This is a genomic window from Nostoc sp. KVJ20 (assembly GCF_001712795.1).
In the GTDB taxonomy this organism is placed as follows: Bacteria; Cyanobacteriota; Cyanobacteriia; order Cyanobacteriales; family Nostocaceae; genus Nostoc.
Genome location: NZ_KV757703.1, coordinates 24,433 through 46,896, shown reverse-complemented (window position 1 = coordinate 46,896; position 22,464 = coordinate 24,433). Strand labels below are relative to the sequence as shown.

The following is a 22,464-nucleotide window of genomic DNA, read 5'->3' as shown; positions in this document are numbered from 1 at the left end:
TGAGAATGTGTTGTTAGTAGTTGACATAAAACAACTGTGACATACACACATTAGACATTTGCATCAAAGTATTTGGTAATTCCCTAATTAACTCTCTAACTTACTTTCCTTCATCCATATCTAGTGTTTATGGAGAATAAGGTAGCAATTGAGAGATAACAAATTTGGAGAGATAATACAGCTCCTTGAGTGTAGTTGAGGAGCAGTATTTTCAGAATTCTGTACTATATTACCATAATAAACCCGGTTTCTTATAGAAACCGGGTTTTTGATCTTTGGTTAAATATATTCAAAACGGCTTAATCATTTGATTCTGTAGGTAGGGGTTTTATACGCAGCAAATCGTTGAAGATCCCCCTAAATCCCCCTTAAAAAGGGGGACTTTGACTCTGGTTCCCCCCTTTTTTAAGGGGGCTATGGGGGATCTAAACACTGTGAGGCAACTCTCAAAGACTTGTGTATACGCCCGCAGCCTGATAAGCAAGGAAGGCGGAGGGCTAAGTTAGAGTAAAGGTTGTACACGACGTTAAGCTATTCAGACAGTAGCCAAGCTGCTGAATGCATATAAAATTAAAATTTATTAAGAAAAGTTAATGAAAGCTGGACACATTGATACAGAAGCAGCGAGGTTAGAAGCCCTCCGCCAGTATCAAATTCTTGACACCGAACCCGAAGCAGCTTACGACAATCTTGCTCAGTTAGCGGCATTTATTTGTGGCACTCCCATCTCTTTGGTAAATTTCATTGATGAAAATCGTCAATGGTTTAAGGCAAAAGTAGGTTTAAATGTATCAGAAATGCCCCGGAGTGTTGGGTTGTCTTATCTTTGCCAAGAGCAGCGCAATCTTGTTGTGGTTCCTGATACGCTAGCTGATGAGAAGTTGGCAAATAATCCAGTCGTGACTGGCTACCCATACATCCGGTTTTATGCAGGTGTACCATTAATTACTCCGAAGGGAGATATGCTGGGAACTGTGTGTGTAATTGACCAAGTTCCACGGCAACTAAGCCAAAAACAAGTGGAGGCGTTTGTAGGTTTAAGTCGCTTGGTAATCGACCAATTAGAACTTAGACGTCATGTAACTGAGGTATCTCAAATTACTGAGAAACTGATGGCACATGAGCAAGCAGCCCGCGCCCAATCTGAAGCTGCGAGAACTCGGATTACTAATCTTCTTGAAAGCATCACCGATGGTTTTTTTGCCTTAGATAAAAAGTGGCGATTTACCTATATTAATGGTCAAGCAGAACGACTGTTGCAAACAAACCAAAATGAGCTTTTGGGTAAAAATATCTGGGAGGTGTTTCCAGAAATTATCGGCACAAAATTCTATCGTGAGTATCACAGAGCAGTCTTAGAACAGGTTAGCGTAGAATTTGAGGAGTTTGATCCGCTACTAAACTGCTGGCTTCAAGTCCACGCCTATCCGGCAAAAGACGGCTTGTCTGTTTATTTCCAAGATATTACTGAACGACGGCGAACAGCAGAAGCACTACGGGAAAGTGAAGAACGCTGGCAATTAGCATTACATGGTAATAATGATGGTATTTGGGATTGGAACCTCAAGACTAATGAAGTGTTCTTCTCAACTCGATGGAAGGAAATGCTCGGCTATAAAGACCACGAAGTTTCCCACCGTTGGGATGAATGGACAAAACGAATCCATCCCGATGAGCGAGATTGGGTACTTCAAGCTTTCCAAGACCACTTTGCCCAGAAAACACCGTTTTACGTCTGTGAATATCGAGTCCAGTGCCAAGACGGCAGCTATAAATGGATTCTAGATCGAGGACAGGCACTTTGGGACGCATTGGGTGATATTGTACGGATGGTGGGTTCTTATACAGATATCACAGATCGCAAGCAGGCAGATGAAGAATTAAAGAGACAAAATCTGCGATCGCAATTATTCGCAGAAATCACCCTAAAAATTCGAGAATCTTTACAAATAGATGAGATTCTTAAAACCACGGTGACAGAGGTACAAAAGTTACTCCAAGCTGACCGAGTTTTGATTTTTCGGCTGGAAACTGACGGTTCGGGAACAGTGGTACAAGAGGCAGTGCTACCTGGTTGGCCGGTAATTTTAGGAGAAAATATTTTTGACCCCTGCTTTAAAGAAGAATATATAGAAAGATATCGCCAGGGAAGAGTAAGTGCTATTGAAGACATTCAAGCTGCTCATATTCAACCATGCCATCGAAAATTTCTGCAACAGTTTGCTGTCAGGGCTAACCTGGTAGTGCCAATTCTTGTCAGGGATGCTATTTGGGGCTTATTGCTGGCTCATCAGTGTGCTGCACCTCGACAGTGGAATAACTTTGAGACGGAGTTATTACAGCAATTAGCTAACCAAATAGGAATTGCTTTATCTCAAGCGCAACTTTTAGAAAAAGAAACCCAGCAAAGTCAAGAACTTGCGCGTTCCAATGCAGAATTAGAACAGTTTGCATATATCGCTTCCCATGACTTGCAAGAACCGTTGCGGATGGTGACAAGTTATTTACAACTACTAGAGCGAAGATACAAAAATCAGCTAGATGCCAATGCCGATCAGTTTATCAACTATGCAGTAGATGGGGCCCGCCGGATGCAGACCTTGATCAACGATTTGTTGAACTATTCTCGCGTCAGCACTCGTGGACAGCCCTTTAAGTTAGTTGATTGTAATATTGTATTACAGCAAGCGATCGCTAATCTTCAAATTGCGATCGCAGATAGTCAGGCAGTTGTCACTTATGATCCTCTACCTGAAGTGATGGCTGATACTACCCAACTAACACAAGTATTTCAAAACCTGATCGCCAATGGGATCAAATTTTGCCAGAATCAGCAGCCACTAATTCACATTGGGGTAAGTAAGGGAGATGCAGATATAGATGGAAAAAGTTTAAATTCTATTCCGTCGGGGGATGAATGGCTGTTCTCGGTGCGCGATAATGGAATTGGTTTGGAATCCCAGTATGCTGAACGTATTTTTATAATTTTTCAGCGCTTGCACGGTAGAGACAAGTATCCCGGTACTGGAATTGGTCTGGCAATTTGTAAGAAAATTATAGAACGCCACGGCGGCCGGATCTGGGTTGAGTCGAAACCGGGTGAAGGCTCGACTTTCTACTTCACAATTCCAGATATAGTAGGTAAGCAATGGTGAGAACCATAACAGCGATTATGCCTATTGAGGTTTTGTTAGTAGAGGATAATCCTGGCGATGCTCAACTTACACGCATCGCCCTGGAAGATAGCAAAATCTCGATTCACTTAAATGTGGTCGAAGATGGTGTAGAGGCAATGGCATTCTTGCGAAAACAGGATAAATATGCTAAAGTCCCCCATCCAGATATTATACTGCTCGATTTAAACCTCCCTAGAAAAGATGGGCGGGAAGTGCTGGCAGAAATTAAAGGAGATGAAAACCTTAAACGAATACCTGTGGTTGTCCTGACGACTTCCCAAGCAGAAGAAGACATCCTCAAAGCCTATAATTTGTGTGCAAACTGTTATATAACTAAGCCAGTAGATTTCGATCAATTCGTTAAAATTGTACAATCCATAGAAAATTTTTGGTTTGCGATCGTAAAACTGCCACCGGAGTAGTGGAAATGGCAGGTAAAAATATTAAAGTCTTGTTGGTAGAAGATAACCCTGGTGATGTCTTTTTATTACAGGAGTTGTTAAAGGAAGTTAGCACAGTTGTAGTTGAGTTAATGCCTGTTGAGCGGCTTTCCGAAGCCCTCAATTATTTAGCAAAGGAAGTTTTTGATGTAATTTTGTTAGACCTCTCGCTGCCAGATAGCCAGGGATTGGAAACCTTTGTCATAGCTCACCTTCAGGCAAAAGCAACTCCAATAATTGTGCTGACAGGTATAGATGATGAAACCCTGGCAACTAGGGCAATGCAGCAAGGAGCGCAGGATTATTTGGTGAAAGGGCAAGTAACTGGCGACTTGCTGGTGCGATCTATGCGTTATGCCATTGAGCGTCAACGGGCAGACGACGCACTGCGCCATAGTGAGGAGCGATTTCGGGTTGCCCTGAAAAACTCTCCAATCTTTGTCTACAACCAAGATCGGGAGTTACGCTACACCTGGGTTTATAATCCTCCATCTGGGGTGACTGTTGAAGAAATATTGGGAAAACAAGATTTGGATATCATCCCAGTAGAAGATGCTCAACGTCTCATCGAAATTAAACGTGGGGTGCTAACCACGGGCATAGGAACGCGAGAGGAAGTATCAATTACCATCAAAGATACAACTCGATATTATGATTTAACTGTCGAGCCATTGCGAAATGAGGCGCAAGAAGTTGTCGGCGTGACTTGTGCCAGTATCGATATTAGCGAACGCCAAGCTGCAATGCGCGAACGGCAAGCCGCGCTATGCGATCGCAAATTAGCAGAAGAAAAAATCCGCGAACAAGCAGCATTACTAGATGTCACCACAGATGCCATTTGCGTCCGAGATTTAAACAATCAAATTATTTTCTGGAACCAAGGCGCAGAAACACTTTACGGCTGGAAAGCGACAGAGGCTTGGGGCAAAAATGCTAGTGAGCTTTTGTATGACGAACCTTCACCAGAAATCGAAGCTGCTCTGTTGCAAACTCTTAGTAAAGGTAAGTGGCAGGGTGAGTTAACTAAACTGACTAAAATAGACAAGGAAATTCTCGTTGCTAGTCGCTGGAGTCTAGTGTGCGATGAACAGGGCAAACCTAAATCAATTCTCACCGTTGACACAGATATTACCGAGAAAAAACACCTAGAAGCCCAATTGTTTCGCGCTCAACGCCTGGAAAGTATTGGCACTTTAGCTAGTGGCATTGCTCACGATCTCAACAATATCCTGACACCGATTTTAGCAGGAGCGCAACTGCTACCGCTGAAATTTCCCGATGCAGATGAGCGAACTCGCCATCTACTAGAGATTTTAGAAATCAATGCTAGACGCGGCGCTGATTTAGTCAAACAGGTGCTATCCTTTGCGCGGGGTGTAGAAGGGAAGCGCATCACTTTGCAACTCAAACATATAATTGTGGAAGTTGGCAAGATTCTGAAAGAGACATTTCCTAAATCTATAGAAATCAGCACCGATATACCGCAGGATTTGTGGATGGTTTCTGGAGATAGCACCCAACTGCATCAAGTACTGATGAACCTCTGCGTCAACGCCCGCGATGCGATGGCCAATGGTGGTACTTTGAGTATCTCTGCCGAAAATCTGTTGATTGACGAAAATTATGCCCGGATGAACCTGGAAGCCAAAGAGGGGCCTTACATAGTGATTACTGTCTCCGATACTGGAGTTGGGATTCCTAGAGAAATATTAGATAGAATTTTTGAGCCATTCTTTACCACAAAAGATGTGGGACAAGGCACTGGTTTAGGACTTTCCACAGTTCTGGGTATTATTAAAAGCCACGGAGGTTTTGTAAACGTGTATAGCGAACCTGGAAGTGGCACTAGCTTTAAGGTTTACTTGCCAGCAGTGGGGGGAATGGAAACACTCAGCCCCGAAAATTTGCCACCACAGACAGGACATGGAGAATTAATTTTGGTTGTGGATGATGAAGTTGCCATTCAAGAGATTACGAAAACATCATTAGAAACTCACAACTACAAAACTTTAATTGCCAGTGACGGCATTGAGGCGATCGCAATATATGCTCAAAATAGGGACAAAATTAGTGCCGTCCTCATGGATATTATGCTGCCTTCACTAGATGGTTTAACAGCCATCCGTACCCTGCGAAAAATTAATCCCCAAGTCAAAATTATTGCCAGTAGTGGACTTATGTCTGACAATAAGCTCAGTGTAATAGCAGCCATTGGTGTCAATACATTTTTGTCGAAGCCTTATACTGTCAACGAATTATTGCTTTCTTTACAGAAAGTCCTATTGTAAGTCAAGTAATTACGTAAATAACCTGATAGCTGTGAGTACAAAAGGCTGCTTCATTTATGTGGGTGCGATCGCTTAGATTTGATATGATTCAGTGTCGGCTAACACACATCTTTTACCGATACTCACAAAGCTGACTAAATCAATATGCCTCGATTTCTCAGATTAATTGTCAATATAGTAATCTTGAGTGCATTGTTACTCATATCCCAGCAAGTTGGGGCACAAGATTGGCGTCCGGTTCGCGGTGGTATCCCTTTCGGCATCAGTGGTATGGCTTTGATAGAGCAGCAAAGCAATACGCTCGATTTTCTGATTGTCCATGACAACAAACAAAAAAATCAAGGCCGCATAGGAATCATCAGCATTAAGGGTAAAAACCAACCTGAATATTTTCCCTTGAACTGGCCAAATAATACAGAGTTGCCCATCGACTTAGAAGCTTTAACATCTGTTCCAGAAAAAACAAAATCCTCTTTTATCGCTTTAAGCAGTTCTGGAAAAGCTTATTACATCAGGTTAGAGCCTACCAATAAGACCATCTCAGTTATTAGGGAATTCAATCTACCAGGAATTATTCAAGGAAATAATTTTGAAGCATTTGGATTGCAAAATATAGACGGTCAATTAGTTGCTATTTGGGGACATCGAGGTGAAGGAGAACAACCAGCGACTATTTTTTGGGGAGTTTTTGACTTAGTTAAATATCAAATTACTCTTGCAGGTTCCGCCAATCTGAAAGTACCGCTTCCGTCTGGCAATGTTCGTCATATTTCAGATATTAAGATAGATCCCGTAGGAATTGTGTACATCACCTCAGCCAGTGATGCCGGAGATGATGGCCCATTTCAGTCAGCTGTGTATGTCGCTGGTTATTTAGGATTGGATGGTAACAAAATTGTATGGCGACAAAATCCTCAACTTGTTCCCCTCTACCGCTCTGATTACCACAAAATTGAAGGTATGGAACTTGTTCCTGGTGCAAAAGGCGGTGTGATTGTTGGTACAGATGATGAAAATTTGGGTTCCTATGTATACATTTTAGGTGGAAGTAGCTACTAGATTTTGAGAATTGCTGGTTTATTTGCGATCGCTAGCAAGTTACTATACATATATGGAATATCTTGTCAAGATTTACAGTGTGATGCCTAGGGCGGGCAAAGCCTACGCAACTTGGTGTGGGTTGACCATTATCTGATTGATAACGGTCACTGATTAATTACCCCTACACATTAAATCGGAACAACATTACATCCCCTTCCTGCACAACATACTCTTTCCCTTCACTGCGAACCAACCCTTTCTCCTTTGCAGCATTCATCGAACCAGTTGTTACCAAATCTTTATAAGCGACAGTTTCGGCGCGAATAAATCCCCGCTCAAAATCACTGTGGATTACACCAGCAGCTTGAGGTGCAGACATTCCAGCATTAATTGTCCAAGCACGGGTTTCTTTGGGGCCACTAGTGAAATATGTCCGCAAGCCTAAAAGTGTGTAAGTTGCCCGAATCAATGATTTCAAACCGCCTTCTTCCACACCTAAAGACGCGAGGAAATCAGCTTTATCTTCCTCTGCTAATTCCACTAATTCAGCTTCAACTTGAGCCGAAACTATCACAACTTGGGCATTTTCTGTAGCTGCAATTTGTCGCACTGTTTCCACAAAATCATTACCAGTTGCCAACTCATCCTCAGATACATTGGCCGCATAGATAATCGGTTTATAAGTGAGCAGTTCCAATCCTTTAATAATTACTGCTTCTTCTTCATTCAAGCTTACCTGGCGCACCGATTTACCTTCATTTAAAGCCGCAGCTAGTTTTTCTAAAACTGTGATTTCAAACTGTGCATCTTTGCTGGTACGAGCTTGTTTACGAGTGCGGTCAATTCGCCGCTCAATTTGGGCTAAATCTGATAAACCCAGTTCTATGTTAATGATTTCAATATCTCGTGCTGGGTCAACAGAACCAGCAACGTGGATAATATCGTCATTCTCAAAACAACGTACCACATGGACGATCGCATCAACTTCCCGGATGTGAGACAGGAATTGATTCCCTAGTCCCTCACCTTGACTTGCACCTTTAACTAAACCGGCAATATCTACAAATTCAACCCGCGCCGGGATAGTTTGTACCGAACTGGCAATCTTAGCAAGAACATTTAACCGCTCATCCGGTACTGCGACAACGCCGACATTCGGTTCAATCGTGCAAAAAGGGAAGTTAGCTGCTTCAGCTTTGGCATTAGCAACTACAGCATTAAATAAAGTAGATTTTCCGACGTTGGGAAGTCCGACAATTCCGGCTCTTAGCATTTTGGATTTTAGATTTGAGATTTTGGATTACATTACCAAGGTAATTCAAACAGGTTCCGGTATGGTTTGGGGAATTGTTTCTGGAACTGTTTGAGGAATTGGCCCTGGAACTGGCACAGGTATAGGAGTAGGTACTGGTTCTGGTACAGGCCCCGGCAAGGGTTGGGGAATCCCTGGACTTGGTACTGGTTCGGGACTAGGTAGCGGGTTCGGTTCGGGATTGGGAATACGTGGTTCAGGTATAGAAATCGCAGTAAGATTAAGCATGGTAAGTCTAAATTAAATTATTCAACCTTCCCAAGGTAGATGACAACCTCAGTTGTTGACATCTCCCTAAATGGCTATACCCAGCGACACTTCCTTTAATTATTCTCCCCCGCCCCTCTGCTCCTCTCTCAGCCCCTCCACCACCTCTGGTACTGGATCGTAACCACCTGGATGAAACGGATGACAGCGCAAAATCCGCAGGGTTGCCATCCAGCTACCACGCAATACTCCAAATCGTTCAATAGCTTCAATAGCATACATCGAACAAGTTGGTTGAAAGCGACAACTCGGAGGAAACAATGGCGAGATAAACATTCGGTAGCCCCGAATCGGCCAAATTAATAATAGTTTCATTACAGTTACCTAAATCTTATAAATTAGTTATAGAGGTAAAAATTTCCATCTTGTCGCATCTTTGTTAATTACATTTTCTGATTTCACCTCAATTCCGGTTTTATGGCTGCAAATTGCGTTGGCTGCAATTTGGGTGTTACTCATCCTCATGATTGCAGGGGTGGTAAACCGCTTTGCCGACAAGCCAGAAATCGTGCGGAAGATAGTTCATATTGGCACTGGTAATGTGATTTTAATCGCTTGGTGGCTCAATATTCCCGCTAGCGTCGGGATTACAGCTTCAATCTTAGCGAGTGCAATCACCTTATTATCCTACCGATTGCCCATTCTTCCTGGTATTAATAGCGTTGGACGCCAAAGTTTAGGGACATTTTTTTACGCTGTCAGTTTCGGTATTTTAGTCGCTTGGTTCTGGTACTTGCAACAACCCCAGTATGCAGCACTAGGAATTTTGATTATGACTTGGGGAGATGGACTAGCAGCCTTAATTGGGCAGCGTTTTGGTACACATAAGTATAAAGTTTTTGGGACAGTAAAAAGTTGGGAAGGTTCCATGACTATGATGCTTGTGAGCTATCTCGTCAGTAGTTTGATTTTAGTTGGAACTCAAGGAAACAGTTGGCAAACTTGGGTTGTATCACTTTTTGTAGCAGTTATGGCTACAGCTTTAGAAGCTGTTTCATTTTTGGGTATTGACAATTTGACAGTTCCTTTAGGTAGTGCAGCCCTTGCGTACTTTTTAAGTCAGTTATTCATGATGTGAAAAGTCAGATTGACCCATACCATCATGTACAGCTTGTGGTTGTAGGTATCCAAAATATGTGAATATATGTTCATTTACTGTAAATACCTTCAAAAACACCAAATATTGACCATACCTGCTCTAGCGCATTGATATATCTAAAACAAATACAAGATTTTATATCTATCTTGAGAAACAAAAATGCAATTTTGTTTTATGTCTCCAGGTTTATGAAATCCTGACAAACAATGCCTATAGTTGGGTCTTAGGTGGTCACACACCTAATTTCGTAAGTGAGGCTAACAATCATGTCACATCAAATAATTACATCTGAGTTGCTCAATGACTTATCTGATGAGCAACAACAGATGCTAGTCGGTGGTGCCGATTTTGGGTTAAGCGGCAGCAATTTTGGTAACAGACGGAGTGCTTTAATTGGAAGAACCACTTCCGGCCCCCGCGGTAGCAGTGCCACCTCAATAGGCATTAATAGTGCTGTCAATACAGCTGCACGAGACTTCTTGGGCTTAGGTGGAAATCTTCCTAGAGGAGTTGGAGCCTTGGGTGCATCACCAGTTCGTGGTTAGAACGGTACCGCAAACTCCGCTATCGTGATAGTGCTGAGTAATATGGGTGCTTAAGGTTTCCCCTTTTTGGGTGCTGGAAACAGCCCTAGATTCCAGAGCTTTTCTATGATTTTCCCTTTTGTACAGCCTAATTATCTGGTTAAATGCCTTAGGGAACACTATATCAGCGAGTTAGCCTCTGGAATCTTTTTATCAAAGAGGTGCGTCAGTGAGGCTAACAATCATGTCACATCAAAGAATCACGTTAATTTGGGTGGATCTGTTTCCACTAGGGAAATTACAGGTTTACCCGTCGTTTCTATTCTTTAACCATTCCTACAAATAACCTGCAAAAGTTGTCACTTAAGAGCGCTTCACCAATAAATTTCGGCGGGGAATGGCGAGTATGGGTTTTGAAATAGTTAAGAATGTTGATTTATTGAGTCAAATAGCAAACTTGACTGTGCGATTTGGGTGGTGTTGAACAATTTCGCCACTCAAGGTTTCTTCTCATTGATTTGTAGAAGTGATCGCAGATTTCAGAAATCTCCTGTCTACAGATGTGATGTCTATATAACCCAAATATCTAAAATCAAGACTTTCCGCAAAACTACATCCACCAATCAATTTCTGTAATGGTGATTTTTAATTAGGATTGTGCTAGTGAGGGTAAGAATAATGCCACACCAAATTGTCGCATTTTTGGGAATAAAAGGGGGATGAAGGAGACTATTATGACTCGCTCAACGTAAGTGAGGACTTTGAGGGAGTTTGAGCGTTCTCCTACATTTTTTTTAACGCGTTACACACGTTAGAAATTTGAGGAAGGTGATTCTGGCGCGTCGCGCATACCTTTCTCTTCCCCCTTTTTCGATTATAGAACATTGTAAAGCATGATGTTTGTCACTGTTAGCAACATCTGTTACCGTTTCACTTTTTAGCAAAGTATTTTTAGCGGGGAAGCCGTAAACACCTTATTTAGAGGGATTTATCAACCAATACGCTTGGGTTAAGGTTACTGGTGTAGATAATTTGTCTTTGAAGACGCGATGAATCGCCGTCTCTACAAGTGTTTTGTTGCTCATTCTGAACTGTATTGATTTATCAACGCCTTTGTGTCAACGCAACAGGCTTGATTTTTAGATCACCTGATTTTTCATGTATCCATTGACAACAAAAGGTGCAATGCCGTGAAATCCTTACGCACACGGGAGGACTCTTCTTGGAATAGGTTTAATGAACCTAATCCAGACCAGCTTCATTTAGTTGAAGTTAACGAGTTTCTTCCCCATATCGGGAAATGGACAAACTTTGGAGGAGGAATTCTGCTAACTATTTTTGTGGCAGGTGTGAGCATGACATCAGTTCTGAATTACAACGTCACAGTTAAAGTCCCTGCAAGTATTCGACCTGTTGGAGAACAGCGAATTGTTCAGTCTGCGATGAATGGAATCATTCAAAAGATAGATGTTCAAGAAAATCAGGTGGTAACTAAAGGACAAGCTATTGCTTACATTGATGATTCTCAACTCCAGACCCAAAAAAATCAATTAGAAAGCAGTATTCATCAGAGTCAATTACAACTAAATCAAATTGATGCTCAACTCGGTGAGATGAATGTCCAGATTGCGGCTCAGACAAACTTAATTAACCGCACAATTATGGCTGCACAAGCTGAGTTAGGTGGTATTCAACGCAACTATCAAGATCAGCAAATTAAAGCTACAGCTGATATGACAAAAGCAGAATCAGCCTTGACCTTAACTAAGGTGCAAAAAGAGCGATTGCTGCAAGAAAAAGTCTTAACAGCAACGGTTCAAGAGGCGGAAGCAGCTTTGAAATTAACTCGGCTACAAAGAGAGCGATTGCAGCCGATAGTAGCATCGGGAGCAGTTCCTCGTAATCTGTTTGAGGAAAAAGAACAAGCGGTTAAGTCTGCTGAGGCGAAGCTAGAAGAAGCTAAAGCTAACGCTAAAAATCTCATGGAGGAAAAAGAATACGCTTTTAAGGTTGCACAAACGGACTTAGAAAAAGCTAGAACCGCGATCAATCCTAGTAATGCTGTTGTAACAGTGGCATCTGAACGGATTAAGCAGGAACAAGCAAAAGGTGAGGCGACCTTAGCCGCTTTGAACAAAGAAAGAGAGACTCTTTTACAGCAGCGCCTTGAATTGCAAAAGCAACGCGATCGCAGTGGTCAAGAACTACAACAAGTAAAAACCGATCTAAATAAGAGTGTAATTCGATCGCCAATCGCCGGAACCCTGCTGCAATTGCATCTTCGCAACCCAGGACAGGTAGTGCAACCCAGTGAAGCGATCGCTCAGATTGCTCCCCTCAAAGCTCCTTTGTTAATTAAAACTCGCGTGCAGGCTCAAGATATTGACAAGGTAAAAGCGGGTCAAAAAGTCCAAATGCAAGTTTCTGCTTGTCCCTATCCAGACTATGGAACTCTCCAAGGAACCGTCGAAACAGTTGCACCTGATGCTCTACCAGCTTTAAAAAACAACGTAGATCAGAATGTGGCGCAGGTACTCGCTTATCAGGTAACTATTCAACCGCACAAACCATATTTGGGTAGAGGCGATCGCCAGTGTCATCTAAAGTCGGGGATGGAAGGTAGAGCAGATATTATTTCCCGCCAAGAAACGGTACTTCATTTCATTCTCAGAAAAGCGCGATTAATTACAGATTTTTAATTCAAAATTGCTCTGCTGACTTTGTGTACCAATTTTAAAGGTCGGTAAATATGTTTGATCTATTTAAATTCCGTAAAAATTATCAGTGTGTTTCCCAGTTGAGTGAAGAAGACTGTGGAGCAGCTTGTCTAGCTTCAATTTCCAAACATTACGGGCATTTTTTAAGCATCAATCGCAGCCGAGAAGCGGTAGGAACTGGACAGCTAGGAACAACTTTGCTGGGTCTAAAACGTGGATCTGAGAATTTGGGTTTCAATGCTAGAGCAGTTAAAGCTTCGCCTGCGATCGTAGACAGAATCACAGAAATAAACTTACCAGCAATTATTCATTGGCAGGGCCACCACTGGGTTGTTTTATACGACAAACGGGGTAAAAAATATGTTGTTGCCGATCCAGGTGTAGGTATCCGTTATATCAATCGAGAAGAATTAACAGCAGCCTGGAATGGCGTCATGCTCTTACTAGAGCCAGATCCAGATCGCTTTTTTAAGCAGCCCAAAGAAAAAGCAAAAGCTGGCTTGGGGCGCTTTTTAATGCGGATCTTGCCTTATCGGGGATTGCTGAGTCAAGTTTTGATGATCAATATTGTCCTGGGTGTGCTCGCTCTCAGTAGCCCAATTCTCATCCAACTGCTGACAGATGATGTTCTTGTGCGCGGTGATACCCAGTTACTAACTGTTGTGGTTCTGGCTGTTATCGTCATGAGCTTATTCAGCAGTGGTCTGCAAGCATTGCAATCCATCATGATTGCTCATTTTGGTCAACGGCTACAATTAGGGCTAGTCTTGGAGTTTGGACGAAAAATTCTCCAATTGCCTTTGAATTACTACGAAGCCCGTCGCAGTGGCGAAATCATCAGCCGACTGCGAGATATCAACGAAATCAACCAATTGGTATCACAGATTGTAGTTCTTTTACCAAGTCAATTTTTCATTGCAGTAGTTTCTTTCAGCTTCATGCTGTTTTATAGCTGGCGGTTGACACTAGTAGTCATCTTCATTATCTTTTTAATGACTCTATCTACTCTGCCTTTCTTGCCCATCCTCCAGCAAAAGACCCGCAGTCTCTTGGTCTTGGGGTCAGAAAATCAAGGCGTTTTAGTAGAAACCTTTAAGGGAGCGCAGGTAGTCAAAACCACAAACGCCGCTCCCCAATTCTGGGATGAACTTCAAAGTCGTTTTGGTCGCCTAGCCAATCTCACTTACAGTACTATCCAAATTGGAATTATTAACGGTACTGTTGCGAGACTCATTTCCAGCATTGGCGGCATCATCATACTTGGGCTAGGGAGCATTCTGGTAATTCAAGGTGAATTAAGCATAGGTCAAATGCTAGCTTTTAATATTTTACAGGTTAACGTCCTGGCTTTAATTAACTCGTTAGTTGGTTTAATGGATGAATATATTCACTCCCAAACAGCAATCTCTCGCCTTTTGGAAGTTATTGATGCTACACCAGAAGTAGTTGGGAGTGGTCAAAAGCCGACTGCACAAATCTCTGAAAATGCAGATATTCGTTGTTCCCATCTCCAATTTCACCACGCTGGCAGAGTTGATTTAATCGAAAATTTTTCTCTCAAGTTACCTGGAGGGAAAGTGATTGCTTTGATTGGTGAGTCAGGTTGTGGTAAAAGTACTTTGGCAAAATTGATAGCAGGTTTATATCAACCGAATTCTGGTAATATCCGCATTGGTTTTTTTAACATCCAAGACCTTTCCCTTGATTGCCTACGACAACAAGTAATTTATGTCCCCCAGGAACCTCACTTTTGGAGTCGTTCGATTTTAGATAATTTCCGCTTAGGAACGCCTTATATTTCCTTTGAGGAAATTGTCAAAGCCTGTCAAATTGCTGATGCAGACGGCTTTATCAGTCAACTACCCAATCAATATCAAACTGTTTTAGGGGAATTTGGGGCAAATCTTTCTGGTGGACAAAGACAACGATTAGCGATCGCTAGGGGCATCCTTACCAATCCACCTGTACTGATTTTAGACGAAGCAACTGCCGGACTGGATCCGGTAAGCGAATCCCACGTGCTAGATCGACTGTTGGAATATCGAAAAGACAAAACCACAATTTTGATTACCCATCGTCCCAGCGTCATCAATCGCGCTGATTGGATCGTGCTACTAGAGAAAGGTGAGGTGAAACTACAAGGGACTTTAGAGACTTTTTTATCTCAACAAGGAGAGCATTTAAAGTTTATATCACTATGAAAATTTTGCTCAGTGCGAGGAGATAACACTATGTCTGAAAATTCTAATTTTAACAATCCTGAGTTATTTAGGTATCTATCTGAAGAAGAACAAGAAAGCCTAACTGCTGGACAAAGTATAAATTACCCAAGTGAAGGGAATTTTTTCTTCCAGAAAACTAATATTCAAAGCACGGCAGACAGCACATTAAATCTGGGAGGTGGTGATGTCTCTTCACAAAACACCAGATATAATTTTTCACAGATTACCATAGGTGCTTCTATCAAACTTGGGTTGCCAATTTTTAGCCCAGAGGGAAATAGATGGCAGAACTTTATAAGTAAAATTTTAAATGGCCTATTCTCATAATTGTAGCTTTTTGAATTTAAAATCTTGAGTTTGGACTAATTGTAAACCTCAGATCCCCGGCTTCTCAACAAGTCGGGAATTTTGTTGATTATAATTATTCATTATTGCCATATATACATATTTCTTCAGATAAATAAATAGCTTAAAATAAAGCTTTGTAGTCTAAAACAAAAGTATTAAGCAAAGAATACTCTAAAAATAATAATCCTTTGAAAAGATTATAAATCAGTAATATTTTTTACATAACAAAAGCCATAAAAATTGTAGTTTATTTATTAAAAATCATTCAACCTAGGATAGGGTAAAATATAAATCAAAAGCTATAGATTTGTATTTTATATTTCTAACTTTAGGATAGTTTAATCTTTATTTGCTCTCGCTATAAATAAAAGTATAGATATTACAAAATATATGTTGTACACATAGTTTGTAATATCTATACATTAGTAAGTGAGGTAATCAATTATGTCGATTCGAACCATGAAATCTGATTTGCTTGTGGACTTATCCACAGAAGAACAACAGCTTCTATCTGGAGGGGAAAATGGCTTTATTAGAACTAGAGGCGTTTTAAGATACGGTGAAAAGAGGTATCCTGTTCAACTTTTCGGCATTGTTAGAGGACTTCCTGAGTCCAAGGATGAAAGCAATGGAGAAAACGGAAAAGGTGTTGAGTAATGAGTCCAGAATAAGACTCATATAACTTGCTCAATATCAATCAGATTTTGAGATAGTTTGGCAGTCTCTTATGTTTTGTTAAGGCGCTAAATTAGCAGACCGAAGACAAGCAAGGAAACTGCTAGGATTAGTGTTTACCTTTCTGCAAGTAGTTTTGACTACTTGACGAGTAATTTTTCCGGGAAAACTCAAGACAAGGCTTTAGCCGTGATTTTGCATCCATGAAGATATTGTGTCATCATGGATGCCTACCTATTTTTAACAATAGCCATAATTAATCATTACGCACTCAATAATATATCCCGCTTGTTTAATAAATTAGGGATATCTGATTTGTAATTCTCATAAATCAAATAGAATTGCTAGAGAAATATAGTTTATTAATTTATAACTTTTGGATAGTTGAATCTTTTAAAAAAAATATGTAGAAGTAAAAGCATAAGTGTTACTCACCTAAATTGTTTATAGACAGGTGTGTAAAACCTATATCCAAAAGTGAGGCAAACAATCATGTCAAATCAAATCATCACACCCGATTTACTTGTAGAGTTATCCATAGAAGAACAGGAACTTTTATCTGGGGGAAGATATGGTTTTTACATAGTGCCATTGCGTAGGCATCGCTTCTATAGACCTCGTTTCTATAGACGCCTCTTCTTCTGATCTAAATTAGCAAAGCCTAAAGACTGTATAATGTCTTGATTTCAACTTCCCAATTAATTGGGAGAGTGCAAAAATAACATAACTCGCTCAGGATAAATCAAGTTATGAGAGAGTTTAAGCCGTCTCCCAAATTCTATTAATGCATTGAAATTAAGGACTAATCTTAAGAAAAATAGATGCTATTTTTAGCATCTATTTTCTCTTTAAATTATTTCAGCAGAAGAATCAATTGTCAATATGATCTGTTATGCAAAATTTTGAGTTAGCTTACAAACTTGAAAATTATTATTAATAGGTTTCAAATTTTAACAGGAATAAATTAGCCTTACCTTTGGTAGTATTAGCAAGCCCTAGTTAACAAAAATAATCTCAATTTTTAGCGTTAATTGGTATTATTTAAAATTTCATCTTTCTACAAAAATGCTAGATTTAGCAAATTTTTCGCTAATCTAGCAAACCTAAATTATTTACAGTAAGTCTAATCTTCTGGTTCAATTCCCGCCGCCCGCAATTGTGCTGCTAGTCGTTCAGCACGTTGGCGTTCTTGTTCGGCTAATTCTGTTCCCCAAGGTAAAAAGTTTCCTTGTTCATCCCACCACCTTAACCACTTTCCTGTACGATTTTCACGAGTCCCTTGCCATACCCCAAGGTAAAGATTCATTTCTGCTATCCAGTAGCGTTGGTTTTGATCAGACTCTTGCAAAATGTACTGTTCGTTTTGTAAGCGATACATCTCTAAACTGCCGCTATCTGGCTCAAAGATGATGTAGTTTGGTACTTTTAAAATGCGCTCGTAGAAAAACCATTTTCCTGGGGGATATGTTGCTTTGATAGAATACTCTGTCTCCTGTGTATCGGAAACAAATTCCATCACAATTACGGGAATGTCACCCTGTAGTTGAGGTGTGTAACTGCGTATTACTTCTTCTCTACTAACATTAATTTTGGCAATGAAAGCCCAATCAGGGGCTTTAATGACTATTTTGTTGTTTATAGTGGCACAAATACCGTAATTAGTTGTTGCTAGGGCGTTAGCTGAAATTTTTCCGTCTAATTGTAGGCTTTCTGTAAGTGCAGCAGCCAAGGCTGGTTGGTTGATGTTGTCCACTGGATCGTCTGGGAGTTTGTAATCATCGGGTAGTTTTTCCCAAGTTATTTGGTAGTCTTGGGTGAGGGTTGTCATCGTGGGTTTTCCTTTGGTGTGCAAAAGGGGCTGTTGAGTTAGGAGTTATTCTCCCTCATCTCCCCGTTATCCTTACTCATCTTCATCGGGTTCTAAATCCTCTGCTGTCAGTTCTTGATGCGGGATTGCGGCGATAATTGCATCTATCACTTTAGATACTGGTAATATCTCAATATTCAAGTCGGGAAATTTTGTCCCTTTGGGCACGATCGCTCGTTTAAATCCCAACTTAGCAGCTTCTTTCAATCGCAGTTCCATTTGGGAAACCGATCGCACTTGTCCACCTAACCCAACTTCACCGATTAATACTGTACCGGGATCGACGATGCGATCGCGGAAACTGGCAACGATTGCGATCGCAATTCCCAAATCTACCGCCGGTTCTTCCACATTTAACCCACCCGCAGAAGCAACGTAGGAATCTAACTTGGACATGGGAATTCCCACCCGTTTTTCTAAGACGGCGAGAATTTGCACCAGACGGTTGTAATCTATACCAGTGGCAGCACGACGAGGGGAAGGGTAACTGGTGGGACTAACCAAAGCTTGCAATTCCACAACGATGGGGCGAGTGCCTTCACAAGCAACGACAATGGCAGTACCGGGAGCAGGATCGTCACGGTTGCCTAAAAATAGCTCTGAGGGATTGGAGACTTCCCGCAATCCATCTGTAACCATTTCAAAAATACCGATTTCGTGAGTTGCACCGAAGCGGTTTTTAACTGTGCGTAATAACCGATGAGAGGCAAAGCGATCGCCTTCAAAATACAATACTGTATCTACTAAATGTTCTAAAACTTTTGGCCCAGCGATCGCTCCTTCTTTGGTAACGTGCCCCACAATGAGCATGGTGACATCTTCATGCTTCGCCACCTTCATCAATGCTGCTGTACATTCCCGTACCTGAGCCACCGAACCTGGTGCAGAAGTCAGCGCTGGAAAGAACACCGTTTGAATACTATCAATCACTGCCACGTTTGGCTTCAGAGAGTCTATTTCTCGTAAAATTTCTTCTAAATCTGTTTCCGGTAATACATATAAATCTGCACCTATACTGTCAGGGTCTATGGGAAGTGTAGGATCTACTACTACTTCAGCTTTCTCCTCATTAACCAAACTTAGAGTTTTTGATACTCCTAAACGGGAAGCTCGTAATTTTACCTGCTGTCCAGATTCTTCACCAGTTACGTAAAGGATACGATATTTCTGTGCTAATTGATTAGAGACTTGCAGCAATAAAGTGGATTTACCAATACCCGGATCACCACCAATCAGCACCATAGAGCCGGGGACAACCCCACCCCCAAGCACCCGATCTAATTCTCCATAACCAGACTCCCAGCGGGCAATTTGGCGATCCGTAATTTGATCGAATGTTAAAGAGGCTCGCGCTTTAGCTGGTTTATTATGAGATTTGCCATTGCCTTGAGCGGATTGCCAACTGCTTACTCCCCCCCGACTGGGTACATCTACTGAGGATTGAATAGAAATTTGTTCTTCTAGAGAGTTGTAAGTACCGCAAGCTGGACACTTACCAAACCACTGGGGCGATTCTGCTCCACATTCATTACAAGTGAAAAAGGTTTTTGGCTTTGCCATTCTTAAATCTTATTAAATAATCTTAATATTTACTTAATTCTTGAAAAAAACTAAAAACCAATAATAGTAGTATTTGGAGCTTTTTCCAAATCAATTGATGGAATGATATCTTAATAATATGGTATTAAAAATTAATCATGTAAATTTTTAGTCAAGGAGCGTTGAAAAACTTGGAAAGCCATAAAGAAAAAATCTTGGTGGTAGACGACGAAGCCAGCATTCGCCGGATTTTGGAAACGCGTCTTTCCATGATTGGCTACGATGTAGTGACGGCTGGCGATGGGGAAGAAGCTTTGGAAACTTTTCGCAAAACTGAGCCAGACTTGGTAGTTTTAGATGTAATGATGCCAAAGCTAGATGGCTATGGTGTATGTCAAGAATTACGAAAAGAATCAGATGTCCCCATTATTATGCTAACAGCCTTGGGTGATGTAGCCGATCGGATCACCGGGCTAGAATTGGGTGCTGATGACTACGTAGTTAAACCATTTTCCCCCAAGGAGCTAGAAGCCCGAATTCGCTCAGTGCTGCGGCGAGTAGATAAAAACGGTGCTTCTGGCATTCCCAGTTCTGGGGTAATCCATGTCGCTAATATTAAAATCGATACAAATAAGCGACAAGTCTACAAAGGCGATGAGCGAATTCGATTGACGGGTATGGAGTTCAGCTTGTTAGAGTTGTTAGTCAGTCGCTCTGGAGAAGCTTTTTCTCGTTCGGAAATTTTGCAGGAAGTTTGGGGTTATACACCAGAACGTCATGTGGATACCCGCGTAGTAGATGTGCATATATCCCGTTTGCGGGCAAAGTTAGAAGATGATCCTAGCAACCCGGAATTGATTCTTACAGCGCGGGGAACTGGTTATCTTTTCCAGCGGATTATTGAACCAGGAGAGGAGTGAGGAGATGAGGCAGGGGGCAGGAGGGGAAGCAGGGGAGCAGGGGGAGCAGGGGAAGCAACAAGAGAGGGGAAAAGGTTAAAGGGTAAAGGGTAAAGGATGAAGAAATAAACCCTTTCCCCCTTACCCATTCCCCTTTACCCTTCTTACCCATGCCCAATGCCCAATGACAAATGACAAATGACAAATGACAATCGAGTTTTGCGGCGTCTACCCATTGTCGTGGGTGGGTTAGGCGCTGTACTTTTATTGATTAACCGTTTATTGACACCAGAATTAACCCAGTCTCAATCGCGTGGTGATGTGGTGGGCGTGATTTTGAGTGCGGTGTTAATTTTGACGGGTTTAATTTGGCAGCAAGTTCAGCCGCGATCGCCTGATACTGTAGAACTAATTGGAGAAGAAGGTTTTGTATTAGCAGCAGATTTACCAGATACAGTGAAAACAGAGCTAGCGTGGGCATCTCATTTATTGTTAACTAATACAGTGACGCGATCGCTTGTGGTTTTTTATCAAGGTAAAGTTTTGTTGCGTCGCGGTATTCTAGGTACTAAATCTGAAGTTGTACCAGGAGTAATCTTAAAACAGGTACTCGAAAAACAAAAACCGATTTATCTAGTCGCTCTAAAAATATATCCAGGTAGGTTTGAATTTGATTATTTACCAGAAAATACTCAAGGTGTAATTTGTCAACCTATTGGCAACCAAGGTGCGCTAATTTTGGCAGCGAATGCTCCTCGTAGTTACACCAAACAAGATGAAAACTGGATTGCGGGAATTGCTGATAAATTAGCCGTTTCTCTTAGCTCAACTTTATAGTCATTCCCAGAAACATAAAGTACACATCGAAACCTCATCTCCAGCCCCTCTCCTTACTAAGAAGAGGAGACATAAACCACAGATTTATAAAGGTGAGGTTAAGCTGTACCTCGCTATACTAGGAAACACAAACACTTGTAGAGACGGCGATTTATCGCGTCTCAAAAACCCACGATTTTGTAGCGTCATTACGAATTACGAATTATTAAGTCACCAAGAAGTCAAGAAATTCCACCCTTCCTTTTCTTCTGGTGTTTTTTCTTCTTTTTCTTCTTTTTCTTCCGGTTCTTCGGATGTCTTTAAATTTGTCTGTTGAATTAAATTATTATATTCTCCTGAATCAACCCATTTTAATAATTCACCAGCTCGCATAACTACCCAGGAAAGACTTGATTCTGTATAGCTTAATATTTTGGTGACTTTATCAACATTATCAAAGCTATTAGATGCAAACTCACGAGCTTGGACAAGGAAATCTTCAATTACAGCAGTAGTCAAGTACTCATCTGGTAAACCTGCGAGTTTCATCAGTGTAGTAGTTGCTACATCAATATCTTGACAAGCTAGTAAAGCAGCACGATCAGCAGTGAACCTAGCCATCATCCGCCAATTATACAAACCCAGTTCCATTCCACCAGCTACTAAGCCACCTACCCCCATTGTGGTACTGCTCAACAAATTTTTCAAAGTTGGCATCACAATTGCCATTTGATGATAAACCATGTGCTGACTCTTGATGCGAGCAACTTCGTGTCCGAAAACGTAAAGCAACTCATCTGCGTTAAGCCACTCCATTGCATCTAAATTTATACCCACAAGGGATTTTTCTACCCCAACGATGTAGGTTTCAATATGACCTGTGCCTCGAAACAGATACAATTCAGGAAGTGGAGCAACATCAAGAATTTGGCAGGTTTCTACAAATGCTTGATGTAATTCGGGAAAATTACGGGGCGAAACTCTGATTTCACTACCAAGGCTTTGCAGTCTGAGTAAGCGATCGATGCCGTATTCGTTAACTTTTTTGAGTAGCAAGGAGACACCGGGCATATTTTGCAAAGAAGCCAAGGCTTTCCGATCAAAGGGGTGTTCGTAGGCTTCTGAACTCAGTCCAGTTAATATTTTTCGCGTCATGGGGTTTGAGCTTTTAAATAGCAGTTTAGAAGTATTAGGCAAAGTTGTAACACTATGCACTAAGCATTTGTCGGTATCT

The 22,464-nt window shown here is 41.4% G+C and carries 19 protein-coding genes; 13 read left to right on the top strand and 6 right to left on the bottom strand.

The features are described from left to right. The first annotated feature begins 593 nt into the window (after positions 1–593). The 4 genes from A4S05_RS30095 to A4S05_RS30080 all read left to right on the top strand — a co-directional run bounded on the left by A4S05_RS30095 (position 594) and on the right by A4S05_RS30080 (position 6,963). The gene (locus A4S05_RS30095; protein WP_069073439.1) at positions 594–3,155 is read left to right on the top strand and encodes a GAF domain-containing protein; all 2,562 of its coding nucleotides are present in this window, start codon (positions 594–596) and stop codon (positions 3,153–3,155) included. Next, complete coding sequence (locus tag A4S05_RS30090; RefSeq protein ID WP_370684498.1) at positions 3,149–3,598, top strand: response regulator; 450 nt, start codon at positions 3,149–3,151, stop codon at positions 3,596–3,598. The genes A4S05_RS30095 and A4S05_RS30090 overlap by 7 nt, the downstream gene beginning before the upstream one ends. A gap of 5 nt (positions 3,599–3,603) precedes the next feature. Then, complete coding sequence (locus A4S05_RS30085; RefSeq protein WP_069073438.1) at positions 3,604–5,904, top strand: hybrid sensor histidine kinase/response regulator; 2,301 nt, start codon at positions 3,604–3,606, stop codon at positions 5,902–5,904. Between the two features lie 144 nt (positions 5,905–6,048). Beyond that, a complete protein-coding gene (locus A4S05_RS30080) occupies positions 6,049–6,963 on the top strand; it encodes a hypothetical protein (RefSeq protein ID WP_069073437.1) in 915 nt (304 codons plus the stop codon). Positions 6,964–7,126: 163 nt separating this feature from the next. Here A4S05_RS30080 and ychF read toward each other — a convergent pair whose 3' ends face one another. The 3 genes from ychF to yidD form a co-directional block, all read right to left on the bottom strand. Further along, entirely contained in the window at positions 7,127–8,218 is a 1,092-nt protein-coding gene (ychF, locus tag A4S05_RS30075; RefSeq protein WP_069073436.1) for a redox-regulated ATPase YchF, read from the bottom strand. 45 nt (positions 8,219–8,263) lie between these two features. Next, entirely contained in the window at positions 8,264–8,485 is a 222-nt protein-coding gene (locus tag A4S05_RS30070) for a hypothetical protein (protein ID WP_069073435.1), read from the bottom strand. 99 nt (positions 8,486–8,584) lie between these two features. Next, a complete protein-coding gene (gene yidD, locus A4S05_RS30065) occupies positions 8,585–8,839 on the bottom strand; it encodes a membrane protein insertion efficiency factor YidD (RefSeq protein ID WP_069073434.1) in 255 nt (84 codons plus the stop codon). A 148-nt stretch (positions 8,840–8,987) separates the two neighbouring features. On the opposite strand from yidD, the gene A4S05_RS30060 reads away from it, so the two are divergent. From A4S05_RS30060 to A4S05_RS42175, 7 genes are all read left to right on the top strand, one after another. Further along, a complete protein-coding gene (locus tag A4S05_RS30060; protein WP_370684499.1) occupies positions 8,988–9,602 on the top strand; it encodes a diacylglycerol/polyprenol kinase family protein in 615 nt (204 codons plus the stop codon). Between the two features lie 287 nt (positions 9,603–9,889). Next, entirely contained in the window at positions 9,890–10,168 is a 279-nt protein-coding gene (locus tag A4S05_RS30055) for a CTB family bacteriocin (protein ID WP_069073432.1), read from the top strand. Between the two features lie 1,169 nt (positions 10,169–11,337). Next, positions 11,338–12,846, top strand: coding sequence for a beta-barrel domain-containing protein (locus A4S05_RS30050; RefSeq protein ID WP_069073431.1), 1,509 nt, complete (start codon positions 11,338–11,340; stop codon positions 12,844–12,846). Between the two features lie 50 nt (positions 12,847–12,896). Further along, positions 12,897–15,065, top strand: a complete 2,169-nt coding sequence (locus A4S05_RS30045; RefSeq protein ID WP_069073430.1) for a peptidase domain-containing ABC transporter — start codon at positions 12,897–12,899, stop codon at positions 15,063–15,065. Between the two features lie 30 nt (positions 15,066–15,095). Then, entirely contained in the window at positions 15,096–15,413 is a 318-nt protein-coding gene (locus A4S05_RS30040) for a hypothetical protein (RefSeq protein WP_069073429.1), read from the top strand. 465 nt (positions 15,414–15,878) lie between these two features. Beyond that, positions 15,879–16,091, top strand: a complete 213-nt coding sequence (locus A4S05_RS30035; RefSeq protein WP_069073428.1) for a hypothetical protein — start codon at positions 15,879–15,881, stop codon at positions 16,089–16,091. A gap of 510 nt (positions 16,092–16,601) precedes the next feature. Continuing rightward, positions 16,602–16,754 carry a hypothetical protein gene (locus A4S05_RS42175; protein ID WP_176727151.1) on the top strand — a complete coding sequence of 51 codons (153 nt, stop codon included), beginning with the start codon at positions 16,602–16,604 and terminating at the stop codon, positions 16,752–16,754. Positions 16,755–17,232: 478 nt separating this feature from the next. On the opposite strand, the gene A4S05_RS30030 is transcribed toward A4S05_RS42175, so the two are convergent. Together A4S05_RS30030 and radA are read right to left on the bottom strand one after the other, a co-directional pair. Beyond that, the gene (locus tag A4S05_RS30030; RefSeq protein WP_176727150.1) at positions 17,233–17,937 is read right to left on the bottom strand and encodes a Uma2 family endonuclease; all 705 of its coding nucleotides are present in this window, start codon (positions 17,935–17,937) and stop codon (positions 17,233–17,235) included. A gap of 72 nt (positions 17,938–18,009) precedes the next feature. Beyond that, entirely contained in the window at positions 18,010–19,536 is a 1,527-nt protein-coding gene (gene radA / locus A4S05_RS30025) for a DNA repair protein RadA (RefSeq protein ID WP_069073426.1), read from the bottom strand. A gap of 170 nt (positions 19,537–19,706) precedes the next feature. Between radA and rpaB the strand changes: the two genes are divergently transcribed. Together rpaB and A4S05_RS30015 are read left to right on the top strand one after the other, a co-directional pair. Beyond that, positions 19,707–20,435 (top strand): response regulator transcription factor RpaB, encoded by a 729-nt coding sequence (gene rpaB, locus A4S05_RS30020; RefSeq protein ID WP_012412029.1) that lies wholly within the window; start codon positions 19,707–19,709, stop codon positions 20,433–20,435. A gap of 177 nt (positions 20,436–20,612) precedes the next feature. Then, positions 20,613–21,251 (top strand): cofactor assembly of complex C subunit B, encoded by a 639-nt coding sequence (locus tag A4S05_RS30015; protein ID WP_069073425.1) that lies wholly within the window; start codon positions 20,613–20,615, stop codon positions 21,249–21,251. Positions 21,252–21,461: 210 nt separating this feature from the next. On the opposite strand, the gene A4S05_RS30010 is transcribed toward A4S05_RS30015, so the two are convergent. Next, positions 21,462–22,385, bottom strand: a complete 924-nt coding sequence (locus A4S05_RS30010; RefSeq protein ID WP_069073424.1) for a M48 family metallopeptidase — start codon at positions 22,383–22,385, stop codon at positions 21,462–21,464. Between the last annotated feature and the right edge of the window lie 79 nt (positions 22,386–22,464).

Excerpts from the sequence above, each read along its gene's own strand:
- A4S05_RS30095 (WP_069073439.1), top strand. The coding sequence starts at position 594 with ATGAAAGCTGGACACATTGATACAGAAGCAGCGAGGTTAGAAGCCCTC.
- A4S05_RS30030 (WP_176727150.1), bottom strand. The coding sequence starts at position 17,937 with ATGACAACCCTCACCCAAGACTACCAAATAACTTGGGAAAAACTACCC.
- A4S05_RS30015 (WP_069073425.1), top strand. The coding sequence starts at position 20,613 with ATGACAAATGACAATCGAGTTTTGCGGCGTCTACCCATTGTCGTGGGT.
- A4S05_RS30035 (WP_069073428.1), top strand. The coding sequence starts at position 15,879 with ATGTCGATTCGAACCATGAAATCTGATTTGCTTGTGGACTTATCCACA.
- ychF (WP_069073436.1), bottom strand. The coding sequence starts at position 8,218 with ATGCTAAGAGCCGGAATTGTCGGACTTCCCAACGTCGGAAAATCTACT.
- A4S05_RS30070 (WP_069073435.1), bottom strand. The coding sequence starts at position 8,485 with ATGCTTAATCTTACTGCGATTTCTATACCTGAACCACGTATTCCCAAT.
- yidD (WP_069073434.1), bottom strand. The coding sequence starts at position 8,839 with ATGAAACTATTATTAATTTGGCCGATTCGGGGCTACCGAATGTTTATC.
- A4S05_RS30040 (WP_069073429.1), top strand. The coding sequence starts at position 15,096 with ATGTCTGAAAATTCTAATTTTAACAATCCTGAGTTATTTAGGTATCTA.
- A4S05_RS30080 (WP_069073437.1), top strand. The coding sequence starts at position 6,049 with ATGCCTCGATTTCTCAGATTAATTGTCAATATAGTAATCTTGAGTGCA.
- A4S05_RS30055 (WP_069073432.1), top strand. The coding sequence starts at position 9,890 with ATGTCACATCAAATAATTACATCTGAGTTGCTCAATGACTTATCTGAT.
- radA (WP_069073426.1), bottom strand. The coding sequence starts at position 19,536 with ATGGCAAAGCCAAAAACCTTTTTCACTTGTAATGAATGTGGAGCAGAA.
- A4S05_RS42175 (WP_176727151.1), top strand. The coding sequence starts at position 16,602 with ATGTCAAATCAAATCATCACACCCGATTTACTTGTAGAGTTATCCATA.
- A4S05_RS30045 (WP_069073430.1), top strand. The coding sequence starts at position 12,897 with ATGTTTGATCTATTTAAATTCCGTAAAAATTATCAGTGTGTTTCCCAG.
- A4S05_RS30060 (WP_370684499.1), top strand. The coding sequence starts at position 8,988 with ATGATTGCAGGGGTGGTAAACCGCTTTGCCGACAAGCCAGAAATCGTG.
- A4S05_RS30090 (WP_370684498.1), top strand. The coding sequence starts at position 3,149 with ATGGTGAGAACCATAACAGCGATTATGCCTATTGAGGTTTTGTTAGTA.
- A4S05_RS30010 (WP_069073424.1), bottom strand. The coding sequence starts at position 22,385 with ATGACGCGAAAAATATTAACTGGACTGAGTTCAGAAGCCTACGAACAC.
- A4S05_RS30085 (WP_069073438.1), top strand. The coding sequence starts at position 3,604 with ATGGCAGGTAAAAATATTAAAGTCTTGTTGGTAGAAGATAACCCTGGT.